Source organism: Curtobacterium sp. ISL-83 (genome assembly GCF_018613895.1).
Classification (GTDB): Bacteria; Actinomycetota; Actinomycetes; order Actinomycetales; family Microbacteriaceae; genus Curtobacterium.
Genome location: NZ_JAGGPH010000013.1, coordinates 234,565 through 249,304, shown reverse-complemented (window position 1 = coordinate 249,304; position 14,740 = coordinate 234,565). Strand labels below are relative to the sequence as shown.

The following is a 14,740-nucleotide window of genomic DNA, read 5'->3' as shown; positions in this document are numbered from 1 at the left end:
GTCGGACGGGAGGCGCGTGGCGGACCCGCCACGCGCCTCCCGTCCGACGTCCGGTCCGTCCTAGGACAGCTTCTTGCTGTCGTCGAGCCAGCCCGCCAGCTTCGTCATGTACGCGGCCTGTGACGCGTAGTCGAGCGCGGGGAACGTCCAGCTGTGCACCTGCCCGGCCGTGAGGGCCGGGTTGTCCGCGAAGGTCGGCTGCTGCTCGAGGTCGGCGACCTGGTACCCCTGCTGCGAGAGCAGGATCACGTCACCGGTGACCTGGCCGGCGTTCTCCCACGAGGAGATGCCCCAGTAGAAGCCCTTCGGCTTCGGGTCCACGAAGTCGACCCCGAAGGACGAGTACATCTGCAGCGTGGGCTCGTCGCTCGGTCGCGTGACGTACACGCCGTCGCCGTCGGCGTACATCGACACCACGGACAGGTCGTTCCGCTTCGCGGCCTTCGTCAGGGTGGCGTGCGCGGTGTCGAAGCGGTGCTCGGCGGCCTCGACCGTCGACTCCTTCGCGCCGAGCGACTCGGCGAGGTCCGCGATGTGCTCGATGACGTCCTCGCCCTTGCCGCCCCACTTGACCTGGGCGACGGGGGCGATCGCCTCGATCTGCCGCTCCTGCTCGAGGTCCTTGAAGCCGTAGCCCGGCTGCTTCGTGTCGAGGGTTCCCTGGGCGTCCTTCGGGTAGATCGACGTCACGACGAGGTCGGGGCGCAGGGCGGCGAGGCGCTCGAGGTCGATCTCGCCGTAGGACTGCCCCAACTGGGTGATGCCGTTCGTGTCGAGGCCCCGGAAGCGCGCGTCCTTGGCCATCGGCAGCTGGCCGAACGTGCCGACCGGCTTGAGGCCGTACTCGATGAACGAGATCGCGATGTCGTTCAGGACGACGACGCGCTTCGGGGTGTGGTCGACCCGGACGGTCGTGCCGGTGGCGTCCTGGTACGACCACGGGCCGTTGGTCGCGGTCGTCCCCGTGGCGGCCTTGTCGTCGGTCGTTCCGCCGCCCGAGCAGCCGGTGAGCAGCAGTGCCGAGGCGGCGATGGTCGTCACGATGGCGGCGCGCAGGGAGCCGGGGCGGGGAGGGGGCACGTCGGGAGAGGCTAATCGGACGACCTGTCACTCACCAGGGGTGGTCGACGACGGGTGGTCGACGACGGGCGTTCGACGACGGGTGTCGGGCTGCTGGTGGTCCGTCAGTCGACCGTGCCGACCTTCCAACCGGGGCGGACGCTCATGCTGTCCCACTTCGCCCGGCCGGACCGCTCCGTGGTGGATGGTCGGAGCGCCACGCCGGATCCCTTCGGGACGACGATGCGGAGGCGACCGGGTGCCGGACAGGAGGTGCGCTGAAACGCGCACCGAGCCTCCAGTGCGCGTTTCTTCCCATAACGGGTGCGAGGCAAAGCGTTTCCGCGCGTGCTTGCCCTGCCAGACCCGTCGGCTACGCGCGATCCCGTCAGGTACGCGCGATCCCGGTCCGCGGGGTCGGGCGGCAACGGACGGACGGCGCGCTGCCAACGCGCGGGGCGCCTCCCGTGCGCGTTTCATCCCATGGCCGGTGCGATGCAAAGCATTTTCGCGCGTAGCTGGTGCGGTGGTTTCGAGCGGTACGCGCGAATTGGGTGAGTACGCGCGGATTCGCCGTCCCGCGGCCGCCCGCAGCCGGCCGCCCCGCCCGCCGCCCCGCCACACACACACACACACACGGGAGGCGCGGAGCCCGCTGGCACCGCGCCTCCCGTCCGGGGTGTGGTGGCATCAGCCCTTGAGGCCGGAGCCGGTCACACCCTCGACGATCTGCCGCTGGAAGATCAGGTACAGGATGATCAGCGGCAGCGCCGCCAGGATCGCCCCGGCCTGGATGTCCGCGTAGCGCTGGCCGAAGCTGCCCTGGACCGTGGCGAGCCCGACCGGGATCGTCATGAGGTCCGGGTTCGACAGCACGAACAGCGGCAGCAGCAGGTTGTTCCACACCCCGACGAACGTCAGGATCGTCACTGCCGCGATCACGGGACGCGACAGCGGAAGGATGACCGACCAGTACACCCGCCAGATGCCGGCGCCGTCGATGCGCGCGGCCTCCTCGAGTTCCTTCGGGATGCCGTCGAAGAACTGCTTGAAGATGAACACCGCGATCACCGCGGGGACCTGCGGGAAGATCACCGACCAGTAGGTGTTCAGCAGGTTGACGGAGTTGAGCTCCTGGAAGATCGGGATGATCAGGACCTGCGTCGGGATCATGATGCCCAGGATGATGAGCAGGAACGCGATGTTCCGGCCGCGGAACACCAGCCGGGACAGCGCGAACGCCGCCATCGACGCGAAGAACACCGTCAGGATGGCCGTGACCACGCTGGTGATGCCGCTCGCGAGGTACCAGTTCCAGATGTCGCCGGACTGGAACAGGGACGCGTAGGAGTGCAGCGTCGGGTTCCAGTTCGACAGGATGGCGTTCGCGCCCAGGGCCGCGACGCCGTTGTCGGACAGCGAGGTCTTCAGGGCGAACAGGCTCGGGATGAGCCAGATGATCGCGAACACCGTCAGGATGATCGCGGCGACCGTGTTGAAGCCCCTGCCGGAGACGCCGATCTTCGCAGCGCTCGTGGGGGCGGCCGACGAGACGCCGGTGCGGAGCTTGCCGCGGCCGGTGGTGATGCTCTCGGTGGCGGTCATGTCAGGCACCGATCTCTCGCTTGGCGGCAGCGCGCTCGACGAGCTGCCGGATGACTGCGATCGCGACGATCACGATGAACAGGAGCACCGACGCGGCCGATGCGGCGCCGAGTCGGTTGTCGGTGAAGCCGACGCCCGTGATGAGCTGCAGCGAGACCTGGGTGGAGATGCCCGGGCCGCCGTTCGTCATCAGGTAGACCTGGTCGAAGATCTTCAGGCTCGCGATGATCTGCAGCAGGATCACCAGGGTGGTGGTCCGGCCGAGCAGCGGGAGCGTGATCGACTTGATCTGCTGCCAGCTCGACGCCCCGTCGACGGCGGCTGCTTCGTACAGTTCGCGCGGGATCTCCTGCAGGCCGGCCAGGTAGAGCACGAAGTTGAAGCCGAGCGTCCACCACACGGTGGCGATCGCGACACCGATCATCGCGGTGTTCGGGCTCGACAGCATGCCGGAACCCGGGGTCATGCCGAGCAGGGACTGCAGGCTGGCCCAGAGCCCCGTCGCCGGGGTGAAGATGAACACCCAGATCAGCGAGATCGTCGCCGACGGCAGGATGAACGGCAGGAAGAACGCCAGACGGAAGAACCACTGGCCCTTGTTCATCCGGTTCGTCAGCACGGCGAAGAAGAACGCCAGGATGACGAGCGGCGGCGTCGTGTACAGCGTGAACTGCAGGGTGTGCCAGAGCGACGACCAGAAGTCGGGCCGCCCCAGCATCTCCGCGTAGTTCGCGAACCCGGCGAAGCTGCCGAGCCCGGTGCGGACGGTCGAGGTGTTGAAGAAGCTCGTGACCAGCATCCAGATGGTCGGGCCGAGCAGGAAGGCCACGTAGAACAGGCCGAACGGGGCGAGGAACAGCCAGCCGCTGCGGCCCTGGCTGCGGCCGAGTGCACCCGAGGAGGAGCGGAGCCGACGCGGCGCCAGGGTGGCGTCCGTCGGACGGGTCAGGACTGGTGAAGCGGTCACGTCATCGTGCCTTTCGCGCGGTGTTCACGTTCAGCCCGCTCACAGTGGGCTCGGGGTGTTGAGGTAGGTCGCCAATTGACTCTTCATCGAGTTGAGCGCCTGGGCGGGGGTGGAACTGCCCTGCTGCACGAGGGCGAGTTGCGCGCCCACGATGCCCTCGAAGGTCGAGCCGGAACCGCCGTACCAGGCCGCGTCGTCGAACACCGCCGTCTCGGCAGCGGCCGCGTAGTTCGACTGCGGCTTGAGGTTCTTGTACGCGGTGCTGTGGAACGTCGGCATGTAGGCCGGCACGTGGCCGCCCTCCGCCCACGTCATGCTCTGCTCGAGCATCTGCTTGATGAAGAGCATCGCCTGCTTGCGCTGCGCCGGCGTCCGGTCCTTGCGGGGGAGCACGAACGTGTGCGAGTCGGCCTGGGTGGCGGGCTTGTCGTAGAGCTGCGGGATCGGCGCCATGCCGAACTTCAGCCCCTTGATCGACTGCGCCGTGCTGATCTCCCACTCGCCCTGCATGAAGAAGCCGACCTTGCCGGTGAACATCAGCGACTCCGCCGTGGCGTAGTCGAGGGCCTTGTTGAGCCAGCCCTGCTTCACCCACTTCTGCGTGCGGTTCGTGACCTCGTTGTAGGCGTCCTCGTTGACGGTGAGCTTGCCGCCGCCGCCACTGATGAACGGCGTCGCACCGTTGATCTGGTTGTACAGCGTCCAGAAGAAGCGCCAGGGGGTCGCGGTCTCCGGCACGACGTTCGCGACGTTGATGGCGTTCCCGCCGGTGACCTTCGACACCGCGGCGAGGGCCCGTTCGAAGTTGTCCATGCCGGACAGGTCCTTGAGCTGGCCGTCGCTGTCGAGCAAGCCCGCCTTCTGGCAGACGTCAACGTTGTAGAAGAGGACGAAGGGGTGGGTGTCGAGCGGGATCGCGATGTTCTTCCCGCTCGTCTTCTGCGCCGCCCAGGCCTTCTGGTTGAAGTCCGCCGCGCTCAACCCGACGCTCGCCAGGTCTTCGGACGTGATCGGGTCGAGCAGGTCGCCGTCCCAGAGCGGCTTCGCCCGGGTCAGGTGTGCGATGGCGACGTCCGGCGGCTTGTTCCCGACGGTGGCCAGTGTCAGCTTCGAGTAGTACGGGTTGCCCCACGCGAACGTGGTGGCCTGCAGGGAACTGGAGCCGCCGTGCTGCTTCGCGTAGCCGGCCTCCATCGCCTGCATGCGGGCACCGTCACCACCGCCGAACAGGTTCCAGAAGACCAGGGTCTCCGGGTTGAGGGCGGCCCCGGCGAGCCCGGCGGCAACCGGACTCGAGCAGGCTGCGAGGGGCAGGACCGTGGCGGCCGCGGCTCCGGCGGCGAGCAGACTCCGCCGGGTGAAGGCACCGCCTCGGGGGGTCGAAGCGGGTAGGGCTGATCGGATCGGCATGGCATCACTCCATCGGGACGGCCGAGTTTCGGGGCAGGGTCGGTGCTCCGTGAGCGCTCACATTAGCGCTCGCCCCCATCATCCGCCACCCCTTCCGCGCCGGTTCGAAAGCCGGTAGCGTTTCTGATGGGTGAGCGCTCACTTTGCGTGACGCGACACTCGCCCGCGGCACCTGCCCAAGCACGATCGAAGGAGATCCATGCCCCGCACACACCTGGTCCTCGACGCCGCGTTCACCGTGGGGCCGGTGCGACGTCGCCTGTTCGGCGGGTTCGTCGAGCACCTCGGACGCCACGTCTACGACGGCATCCACGAGCCCGCCCACGAGACCGCCGACGAGAACGGTTTCCGCAAGGACGTCATCGACCTCGTCAAGGAGCTCGGCGTCACCACCATCCGCTACCCCGGCGGCAACTTCGTCTCCGGGTACAAGTGGGAAGACGGTGTCGGCCCGGTCGAGGAGCGCCCGCGTCGGCTCGACCTCGCGTGGCACTCCACCGAGACGAACGAGGTCGGCCTGCACGAGTTCCAGCAGTGGCTCGACCAGGTCGGCTCCGAGCTCATGCTCGCCGTGAACCTCGGCACCCGCGGCACCGCCGAGGCCATCGAACTGCTCGAGTACGCGAACATCAGCGGCGGCACCGCCCTGTCCGATGCGCGCAAGACGAACGGTCGAGACGAGCCCTTCGGCGTCACGATGTGGTGCCTCGGCAACGAGATGGACGGCCCGTGGCAGCTCGGCCACAAGAACGCCGAGGACTACGGCAAGCTCGCCGCGATGACCGCCAAGGCCATGCGGCAGATCCAGCCCGACCTCGAGCTCGTGGCCTGCGGCTCCTCGGGGGCGTCGATGCCGACGTTCGGCGAGTGGGAGCGCACCGTCCTCGAGCACGCCTACGAGGACGTGGACTACATCTCGGCCCACGCCTACTACGAGGAGGGCGACGACCTCGCCTCCTTCCTCGCGGCCGGCGTGAACATGGACCACTTCATCAAGACCGTCACCACCGCGGCCGACCACGTGCAGGCGCACAAGGGGTCGGACAAGCGGATCGACATCTCGTTCGACGAGTGGAACGTCTGGTCCATCACGAAGTGGGAGGCCCAGGCGAAGACCTTCACGCTCGACGAGTGGCCGGTCGCCCCGCGCCTGCTCGAGGACGTCTACACAGTCGCCGACGCGGTCGTCGTCGGGGGACTCCTCATCTCGCTGCTCCGCCACGCGGACCGGGTCGCCTCGGCGTCGCTCGCGCAGCTCGTCAACGTGATCGGCCCGATCATGACCGAGCCCGGTGGGCCGGCCTGGCGCCAGACCACCTTCTTCCCCTTCTCGCTCACGTCGAAGCTCGCGCACGGCACGTCGCTGCAGGTCAAGTCGAGCGGTGACACCGTCGACGGCGGCAAGTACGGCGAGGTCCCGGTCGTGGACTCGGCGGCCACGGTCTCCGACGACGGTGCAGCCGTGTTCCTGGTGAACCGCCACACCACCGAGAGCACCACCGTCACGATCGACCTCGCCGGCCTGACCGTCGACGGGGACGTCCGTGCCGAGGGCGTGTGGGAGGACGACATCCACCTGGTGAACGACCTGTCCGGCACCGAGCGCGTCGGCCTGCGGGTCAACGACACGGTCCGCCGCGAGGGTGACACCATCACCATCGAGCTCCCGCCGGTCTCCTGGACCGCGGTCTCGATCGGCTGATGGGAAGATGAGACGCCTCGGCGCACACTCCGGTGGGTGTCGAGTGAGCACAGAGGACGTCGGGGCGCTCGCGCCCCGGCGTCCTCTGCCGTCCCGCCAGACCGCACCAGCAGCCGACGCGACCAGCGGTCGGACGGGAGGCACGGTGCGGACCCGTCCCGCGCCTCCCGTCCGGTGGACGGTGGACCGGGTGTTGTCCCCCGGCCACGTGTTCGGGATGCCGAGATCCGCGCTCCGCGCGGCCGGATCTGCCAACCCGCCCACAGTCAGCCGTGCGCTCGCCGGGCCGTTCGTCGCGCGGGACGCCCTCGCGTACGCTCGCCACAATCGCGAATGCGGGAACTCGACGTTCGGCCGAAGGGCTGTTCCGCACGGAAGCAGCCGCATGGCGAATTCGTCCACCCTGTACCGCCCGACGGTCGCCCGCCAGCCGGGTGTCCGCTCCGGCACCTCGACCTACAAGGACCTGTTGCAGCAGGTCAAGGACGCCGGCCTGCTCCAGCGCCGGACGGGCTTCTACTGGACCGTCTTCGCGGTGCTGATCGCCGTCGGCGCCCTCGCCTTCACGGCGACAGCGTTCCTCGGGCACAGCTGGTTCGCGCTCATCCCGGCCGCTGTCCTCGGCGTCGTCTTCACCCAGTTCGCGTTCCTGTCGCACGAGGCCGCGCACCGGCAGATCTTCGCCTCGCACCGCTGGAACGACCACGCGGGCCGCTTCGTCGGGGTCTTCCTCGTCGGCATGTCGTACTCGTGGTGGATGAACAAGCACACCCGGCACCACGGCAACCCGAACACCATCGGCAAGGACCCGGACATCGCGCAGGACACGGTGTCGTTCCTGGAAGAGGACGCCGCGCGCCGCACCGGCCTGCTGCGGCTCCTGACCCGGGTGCAGGGGTGGGCGTTCTTCCCGCTGCTGACGATGGAGGGCTTCAACCTGCACTGGCTGTCGATCCGCGCCGTCGTGACGGGCGAGCACGTGAAGGGGACCTCACGCGACCGTGCGGTCGAGGCCGTGCTGTTCGTCGCCCGGTTCGCGCTCTACTTCTGGGCCGTGTTCACGTTCCTGCCCGTCGGCATCGGGTTCGCGTTCGTCGGCGTGCAGCTCGCGGTCTTCGGTGTGATGATGGGCGCCTCGTTCGCGCCGAACCACAAGGGCATGCCGGTCATCGCCGAGAACGCCCGCATCGATTTCTTCTCGCGGCAGGTCCGCACGTCGCGGAACATCGTCGGCGGCAAGTGGGTCGACCACCTGCTCGGTGGGCTGAACCACCAGGCCGAGCACCACCTGTTCCCGAGCATGGCGCGGCCGAACCTGCGTCTCGTGAAGCCCCTCGTGAAGGCGCACTGCGAGACGCTCGGAGTGCCCTACACCGAGACGACGCTGCTGCGGTCGTACGGGATCGTGGTCGCGCACCTCAACAAGGTCGGCCTCGCCGCGCGGGACCCGTTCGCCTGCCCGATGGTCACGTCGATGCGGCTGCACTGAGCCTGTTCGGGCTGCGCTGAGGTCGTCCGGACTGGGCTGGGCCTGCTCGCGGGTCAGCCCCGCGTCGGCGCGGGCCCCGTGCTCGCACGCACGACCAGGCGCACCGGCACCAGGTCCGGCGCGGACGGCGGCGTCTCGCCGTCGATCTGCGCGAGCAGGTTCGCCACCGCCAGCCGTCCGACCTCGTCGAAGGACTGGTGCACGGTCGTCAGCGGCGGCCAGAACGAGTCGGACTCGGGGGAGTCGTCGAACCCCACCACGCTCAGTGTCTCGGGGACCGGCCGGCCGAGTTCGTGCGCCGCACGCAGGACACCGAGCGCCGTCTGGTCGTTCGCGGCGAACACCGCGGTGATGTCCGGGCGGCCGGCGATCTCGAGCCCCGCCTGGTAGCCCGACTCGCTGCTCCACTCGCCGTGGAACACCGGCGGCACCGGGCGGCCGGCGCGTTCGAGCGTCGCCTGCCAGGCCGCCAGGCGCCGAGCCGCCGAGTACGACGACGCGGGGCCGGCGACGTGCCACACCGTCTCGTGCCCGAGGTCGAGCAGGTGCTGCGTGGCCTGACGGGCGCCGTCGGCCTGGTCGGTGTCGATCGCCGGGTGGTCGGTGGTGCCCGTCGAGTCGACGATGATCATCGGGACGCCGTCCGGCAGCACGACCTCGGCCGTGTCGATGATGTGTGACTCGATGATGATGACCACGCCGTCGACGGCCTGTTCGTTCAGTCGCGAGAAGGCGGAGCGCACGCCCTCTTCGGTGCGGGACGCCATCGGCAGCAGCGTGATCGTGAAGTCCGCGGCTCCGGCGGCCTCGGCGATGGCCTCGAGCGTCCGCATGTTGCCGAACGACGCGAGCGTGAACATGATCACGCCGATGGTCCGGAACCGTCCGGAGCGCAGGGCCCTGGCCGCCCGGTTCGGGCGGTACCCGAGGGCGTCCATCGCACGCTGCACGCGGTCGCGGGTGTCGGGGCTGACGTTGTCGAAGCCCCGCGCCACGCGGGAGACCGTCTGCATCGAGACGCCGGCGGCTTCGGCCACGGCGGCCATCGAGGGGGCCCGACGTGCGGCGGGCGACAGCTCGGTCGTCACGACGGCTCCTTCGGGTCCAGCGGAGCAGGAACGCCCCCACCGCCCGAACGCTAGCGCATGTTGACGTTGCCATGCTATCGTCGCGACGTTCGATGTTGACGTCAACATCTCGATGCCTCTCCAGGCCGCAACACCGCTGACGCGGACGACTCGAACCCAGCACGACCCGAAGCAGCAGCACGCAGCCCGACGAAGGAGTCACATGAGCACGCTCGCAGCGCGCCCGGCCGAGGCGGCCACCCCCGCCCCGAGCCCCGCCCGCCGACGCCTGAGAGCGCGGGGGCGCTGGACCGGCTGGCTCTTCGTCGGCCCGTTCGTCGTCGTCCTCGTCGCGATGCTCATCGTGCCGATCGGCTACGCCCTGTGGCTCAGCCTGTTCCGCGACCAGCTCATCGGCGGCAACCAGTTCGTCTGGTTCGCCAACTACGTGCAGCTCTTCCAGGACACCAAGTTCTGGGCCGGGTTCGGCCGGGTGGCGGTGTTCCTGCTCATCCAGGTGCCGATCATGCTCGGCCTCGCCCTGGTGGCCGCCCTCGCGCTGGACAGCGCTCGGCTGTGGGGAACGAGCTTCTTCCGCATCGCGGTGTTCCTGCCGTACGCGGTCCCCGGTGTCGTGGCCGCGCTGATCTGGGGCTTCATCTACGGCAACCAGTTCGGCCTGACCGGGGCGGCGAACCACGCGCTCGGCATCGACCTGCTGCAGCCGTTCAGCCCGACGTGGGTCCTGACCTCGATCGGGAACGTGGTCACGTGGGAGTTCCTCGGCTACAACATGCTGATCTTCTACGCCGCACTCCGCACCGTGCCCGGTGACCTGTACGAGGCCGCCGAGCTCGACGGCGCCGGCCCGATGCGCACCGTCTTCTCGATCAAGCTCCCCGCCCTCCGCGGCCCGATGGTGATCGCGACGATCTTCTCGATCATCGGCAGCTTCCAGCTCTTCAACGAGCCGAACCTGCTGAAGACCCTCGCCCCGAACGTCATCGGCAGCGCCTTCACCCCGAACATGTACGCCTACTCGCTGTCCTTCAGCGGGCAGCAGTTCAACTACTCCGCCACGGTCGCGATCGTCATGGGTGTCATCACCGCCGTGATCGCCTACGTCGTCCAGGTCCGCGGAACCCGCCAGGAGAACCGATGAGCGCCCTGCAGACCCCCGCACGCGCCACCGTGACGGAGGCGACCACGACGTTCGGCGACGCGCGCACCCGCTCGGGCCGCGCCTCCCGGCCGACCCGACGCGTCCGCAACGCCGAGGGCGGACGCCGGATCAAGCGGTCCGGACTGCTGACGGCGGTCATGGTCGTGTTCGTCGTGTACTCGTTCGCACCGCTGTTCTACCTGCTCGTGAACAGCACGAAGACGCAGTCGTCGTTGCTGTCGACCTTCGGTCTGTGGTTCGGCGGCCACTTCAACCTGTGGCAGAACATCGTCGACACGCTGACCTACAACGACGGCATCTTCCTGCAGTGGTTCGGGAACACGCTGCTCTACGTCGTGGTCGGCGCGGGCGGTGCGACCCTGCTCGCCACGGTCGCGGGGTACGGCATGGCGAAGTTCCAGTTCCCCGGCCGTCGCGCCGTCTTCGCCGTCGTGCTCGGTGCGATCGCGGTACCCGGGACCGCCCTCGCCGTCCCGACGTTCCTGCTCTTCTCGCAGGTCGGGCTGACGAACACCCCGTGGGCGATCATCCTGCCGTCGCTCATCAGCCCGTTCGGGATGTACCTGATCTGGACCTACGCGGTGGACGCGATCCCGGCGGAGCTCCTCGAGGCCGCCCGCATGGACGGCGCGGGGGAGTTCCGGATCTTCTTCACCATCGCGCTCCGCCTGCTCGCCCCCGGTGTCGTCACGGTCCTGCTGTTCGCCGTCGTCGCCACCTGGAACAACTACTTCCTGCCGCTCATCATGCTGAGCGACCCGAAGTGGTACCCGCTCACCGTCGGGCTCAACCAGTGGAACGCGCAGGCCACCGGTTCCGGGGCGCAGCCGATCTACAACCTCGTCGTCACCGGATCGCTCCTCACGATCATCCCGATCGTGGTCGCGTTCCTCTTCCTCCAGCGCTTCTGGCAGTCCGGCCTCGCGGCCGGGTCCGTCAAGGCCTGACCACCCGCAGCAGCACGAACCCAACACGAAGAAGTGAAAGGCACACCCATGCACCAGCGTCTCCGGCGGGGCCTCAGCGCCCTGGCCATCGGCGTCACCGCCACCATCGCCCTCGCCGCCTGCGCGTCCGGCGGATCGTCCTCGGGCGGGTCGTCGTCCGACATCGACAAGGCCCTCGCCAAGGGCGGCACGCTCACGTACTGGTCGTGGACGCCGTCCGCGAAGGACCAGGTCGCCGCGTTCGAGAAGCAGTACCCGAAGGTCACCGTCAAGCTGGTCAACGCCGGCACCGGGTCGGACCAGTACACGAAGCTGCAGAACACCGTGAAGGCCGGCTCGGGGGCTCCCGACGTCGCCCAGGTCGAGTACTACGCGCTGCCGCAGTTCGCCCTGTCCGACTCCCTGCTCGACCTGTCGTCGTACGGCTTCGGTGACCTGAAGAGCAAGTTCGCCGCCAGCACGTGGAACTCGGTCGCGATGAACGGCAAGATCTACGGTCTGCCGCAGGACTCCGGCCCCATGGCGCTGTTCTACAACAAGAAGGTGTTCGACAAGGACGGCATCGCGGTGCCGAAGACGTGGGACGAGTACGTCGCCGCCGCCAAGAAGCTGCACCAGGCCGACCCGAACAGCTACATCGCGGCGGACTCCGGCGACGCCGGCTTCACCACGAGCATGATCGCCCAGGCCGGTGGCACGCCGTTCACCACCAAGGGCGACAAGGTGACGGTCAACCTCGCCGACGCCGGCACCAAGAAGTGGACGAGCACCTGGAACCAGCTCGTCGAGCAGGGCCTGCTGTCGAAGACCGTCGGGTGGACCGACGACTGGTACAAGCAGCTCGGCAACGGCCAGATCGCCACGCTGATCACCGGCGCCTGGATGCCCGGGAACCTCGAGGCGAGCGTCGCCGCCGCCGAGGGCGACTGGCGCGTCGCGCCGATGCCGACGTACGACGGCAGCACCGCGCAGACCGCGAACAACGGGGGCAGCTCCGAGGTCGTCATGAAGCAGTCGAAGAACCAGGCACTCGCCGCGGGCTTCCTGAAGTGGCTCAACTCGTCGAAGGAGTCCACGAAGGTCTTCATGCAGTCCGGCGGGTTCCCGTCGGCCACCGCTGACCTGAACTCCTCGGCGTTCCAGGAGCAGAAGCCGGCCTACTTCGGCGGCCAGCAGATCAACAAGGTCCTGGTCGACGCGTCGAAGTCCTCGGACAACGGCTTCACGTACCTGCCGTACCAGGTCTACGCGAACAGCGTCTACGCGGACACCGTCGGGCAGTCCTACGAGAAGGGCACGTCGCTCGAGTCCGGTCTCAAGGCCTGGCAGGACGCCCTGGTCAAGTACGGCAAGCAGCAGGGCTTCACGGTCTCGACCAAGTAGTTCCCTGCCTCCTGCCTGAACCCGGGGCCGTGCGGACACCCTCCGCACGGCCCCGCTCCCTGAAAGAGTCACCCCATGCGCTTCGCGATCGGCGACACCGACTTCCTGCTCGACGGCGAGCCGCACCGGATCCTGTCCGGTGCGATCCACTACTTCCGTGTGCACCCCGACCTGTGGGCGGACCGCATCCGCAAGGCCAAGCTCATGGGCCTGAACACGATCGAGACCTACGTCGCCTGGAACGCGCACGCGCCGGCTCCCGACGTCTTCGACCTGACCGGGGGCCTGGACCTCGGACGGTTCCTCGACCTCGTCGCCGCGGAGGGCATGCACGCCATCGTCCGCCCCGGCCCCTACATCTGTGCCGAGTGGAGCAACGGCGGCCTGCCGTACTGGCTCTTCGCCGACGGCGCCGTGGGGGTCCGGCGGAACGAGCCCCAGTTCCTGGGCGCGGTGTCGCGGTACCTCGACCAGCTCGCGCCCGTGCTCGTGCCGCGGCAGATCGACCACGGCGGCCCGATCGTGCTCGTCCAGGTCGAGAACGAGTACGGCGCGTACGGCTCGGACCCGGAGTACCTGCGTGCGCTCGAGCAGATGCACCGGGACATCGGTCTCACGGTGCCCTTCACGAGCGTCGACCAGCCGATGGGCACCATGCTCGAGGACGGTTCGCTGCCGTCCCTGCACAAGACCGGCTCGTTCGGATCCCGGTCGGTCGCACGGCTGGCCCGCCTGCGCGAGGCGCAGCCGACCGGGCCACTGATGTGCTCGGAGTTCTGGGACGGCTGGTTCGACAGCTGGGGTGAGCACCACCACACGACGTCCGCAGCGGACAGCGCGTCGGACCTCGACGACCTGCTCGCAGCTGGTGGCTCCGTGAACGTCTACATGTTCCACGGCGGCACGAACTTCGGCTTCACGAACGGCGCGAACGACAAGGGCGTGTACCGGCCGATCGCGACGTCGTACGACTACGACGCACCGCTGGACGAGGCGGGGCGGCCCACCGCGAAGTTCCACGCCTTCCGGTCGGTCATCGCCCGCTACGCGGCCGTGCCGCCGCTGCCGGCACCCATGGAGCCGGGTGGGTCGGGAACGCTTGAAGGGTATGCCTATTTCGGTGACGGCCTGGAGGCGCCCCTGGCGCCCGCCACGGACCTCCCGGTCCGTCTCGACCGCGTCGCGTCGCTGGCCGCCCTGTTACCAGCGGTGACGGACTGGACCACGCACCACGAGCCTCCGACCTTCGACGCCCTCGGGGCGGCCTCGGGCTTCGTGCTCTACCGCACCGAGGTCGCGTTGCCGTCGGGCGGCGTGCTCACGATCGGCACCGAGGTCCGGGACCGTGCGGTCGTGTCGTTCGACGGCGTCGTCGTCGGGGTGCTCGAACGGGAACACCACGACCGCGCCATCACTCTCCCGGCCGGCTCCGGCGCGCTCGAGCTGCTCGTCGAAGACCAGGGACGGGTCGACTACGGGCCACGCATCGGCGAGCCGAAGGGGCTGATCGGCGGCGTGTCCATCGACGGTGTGCCCCTGGGCCGTTGGAGCGCCTCGCCGCTCGCCCTCGACCCGGTGTCGACCGGTGCGCTCGAGGTGCTCGGCGCGATCGAGCCCGTGCCGGGTGACACCCTGGCCGGCCCCGCCTTCGCGGCCGGGACGTTCGGGCTGACCTCGACCGACGACCGCTTCCTGTCGCTGGACGGCTTCCGGAAGGGCGTCGCGTGGGTGAACGGGTTCTGCCTCGGCCGGTACTGGTCCCGGGGGCCGCAGGAGACCCTGGCGATCCCCGGCCCCGTGCTGCGCGTCGGGCAGAACGAACTCGTCGTGTTCGAGCTGCACGCGTCGGCATCGCGCACGGCGTGCCTGCGCACCCGGCCGGACCTCGGGCACACCGAGGGCTGACCGGGGCTCCCGGCTCGGTGGGC

General features: G+C 68.9%; 11 protein-coding genes. 6 read left to right on the top strand and 5 right to left on the bottom strand.

From position 1 onward, the window contains the following. Positions 1–60: 60 nt before the first annotated feature. The 4 genes from J7E22_RS13855 to J7E22_RS13840 form a co-directional block, all read right to left on the bottom strand. Positions 61–1,080 (bottom strand): ABC transporter substrate-binding protein, encoded by a 1,020-nt coding sequence (locus tag J7E22_RS13855; protein WP_214982397.1) that lies wholly within the window; start codon positions 1,078–1,080, stop codon positions 61–63. A gap of 669 nt (positions 1,081–1,749) precedes the next feature. Next, positions 1,750–2,664 carry a carbohydrate ABC transporter permease gene (locus J7E22_RS13850; protein ID WP_214982396.1) on the bottom strand — a complete coding sequence of 305 codons (915 nt, stop codon included), beginning with the start codon at positions 2,662–2,664 and terminating at the stop codon, positions 1,750–1,752. 1 nt (position 2,665) lies between these two features. Continuing rightward, the gene (locus tag J7E22_RS13845; protein WP_214982395.1) at positions 2,666–3,631 is read right to left on the bottom strand and encodes a carbohydrate ABC transporter permease; all 966 of its coding nucleotides are present in this window, start codon (positions 3,629–3,631) and stop codon (positions 2,666–2,668) included. A 39-nt stretch (positions 3,632–3,670) separates the two neighbouring features. After that, on the bottom strand, positions 3,671–5,041 hold the full coding sequence (locus J7E22_RS13840) for an extracellular solute-binding protein (protein WP_214982394.1): 1,371 nt from the start codon (positions 5,039–5,041) through the stop codon (positions 3,671–3,673). A 199-nt stretch (positions 5,042–5,240) separates the two neighbouring features. Between J7E22_RS13840 and J7E22_RS13835 the strand changes: the two genes are divergently transcribed. Continuing rightward, entirely contained in the window at positions 5,241–6,743 is a 1,503-nt protein-coding gene (locus J7E22_RS13835; protein ID WP_214982393.1) for an alpha-N-arabinofuranosidase, read from the top strand. Between the two features lie 385 nt (positions 6,744–7,128). After that, on the top strand, positions 7,129–8,232 hold the full coding sequence (locus J7E22_RS13830) for an acyl-CoA desaturase (protein ID WP_214982392.1): 1,104 nt from the start codon (positions 7,129–7,131) through the stop codon (positions 8,230–8,232). A 53-nt stretch (positions 8,233–8,285) separates the two neighbouring features. Here the strand turns inward: J7E22_RS13830 and J7E22_RS13825 are convergent, their stop codons facing one another. Then, positions 8,286–9,278, bottom strand: coding sequence for a LacI family DNA-binding transcriptional regulator (locus tag J7E22_RS13825; RefSeq protein ID WP_214982478.1), 993 nt, complete (start codon positions 9,276–9,278; stop codon positions 8,286–8,288). 244 nt (positions 9,279–9,522) lie between these two features. Here J7E22_RS13825 and J7E22_RS13820 point away from each other — a divergent pair, with 244 nt between their 5' ends. The 4 genes from J7E22_RS13820 (at position 9,523) to J7E22_RS13805 (ending at position 14,717) form a co-directional block, all read left to right on the top strand. Continuing rightward, entirely contained in the window at positions 9,523–10,461 is a 939-nt protein-coding gene (locus tag J7E22_RS13820; protein WP_214982391.1) for a carbohydrate ABC transporter permease, read from the top strand. Beyond that, positions 10,458–11,429 (top strand): carbohydrate ABC transporter permease, encoded by a 972-nt coding sequence (locus J7E22_RS13815; RefSeq protein ID WP_214982390.1) that lies wholly within the window; start codon positions 10,458–10,460, stop codon positions 11,427–11,429. Before J7E22_RS13820 ends, J7E22_RS13815 begins: the two co-directional genes overlap by 4 nt. Before the next feature lie 48 nt (positions 11,430–11,477). Continuing rightward, positions 11,478–12,812: a sugar ABC transporter substrate-binding protein gene (locus tag J7E22_RS13810; protein WP_214982389.1), complete on the top strand. Its 1,335-nt coding sequence runs from the start codon at positions 11,478–11,480 to the stop codon at positions 12,810–12,812. Between the two features lie 75 nt (positions 12,813–12,887). After that, a complete protein-coding gene (locus J7E22_RS13805; protein ID WP_214982388.1) occupies positions 12,888–14,717 on the top strand; it encodes a beta-galactosidase family protein in 1,830 nt (609 codons plus the stop codon). Positions 14,718–14,740: the final 23 nt, after the last annotated feature.

Coding starts and splice junctions, on each gene's coding strand:
- J7E22_RS13850 (WP_214982396.1), bottom strand. CDS start 2,664: ATGACCGCCACCGAGAGCATCACCACCGGCCGCGGCAAGCTCCGCACC.
- J7E22_RS13840 (WP_214982394.1), bottom strand. CDS start 5,041: ATGCCGATCCGATCAGCCCTACCCGCTTCGACCCCCCGAGGCGGTGCC.
- J7E22_RS13835 (WP_214982393.1), top strand. CDS start 5,241: ATGCCCCGCACACACCTGGTCCTCGACGCCGCGTTCACCGTGGGGCCG.
- J7E22_RS13830 (WP_214982392.1), top strand. CDS start 7,129: ATGGCGAATTCGTCCACCCTGTACCGCCCGACGGTCGCCCGCCAGCCG.
- J7E22_RS13825 (WP_214982478.1), bottom strand. CDS start 9,278: ATGGCCGCCGTGGCCGAAGCCGCCGGCGTCTCGATGCAGACGGTCTCC.
- J7E22_RS13820 (WP_214982391.1), top strand. CDS start 9,523: ATGAGCACGCTCGCAGCGCGCCCGGCCGAGGCGGCCACCCCCGCCCCG.
- J7E22_RS13815 (WP_214982390.1), top strand. CDS start 10,458: ATGAGCGCCCTGCAGACCCCCGCACGCGCCACCGTGACGGAGGCGACC.
- J7E22_RS13810 (WP_214982389.1), top strand. CDS start 11,478: ATGCACCAGCGTCTCCGGCGGGGCCTCAGCGCCCTGGCCATCGGCGTC.
- J7E22_RS13805 (WP_214982388.1), top strand. CDS start 12,888: ATGCGCTTCGCGATCGGCGACACCGACTTCCTGCTCGACGGCGAGCCG.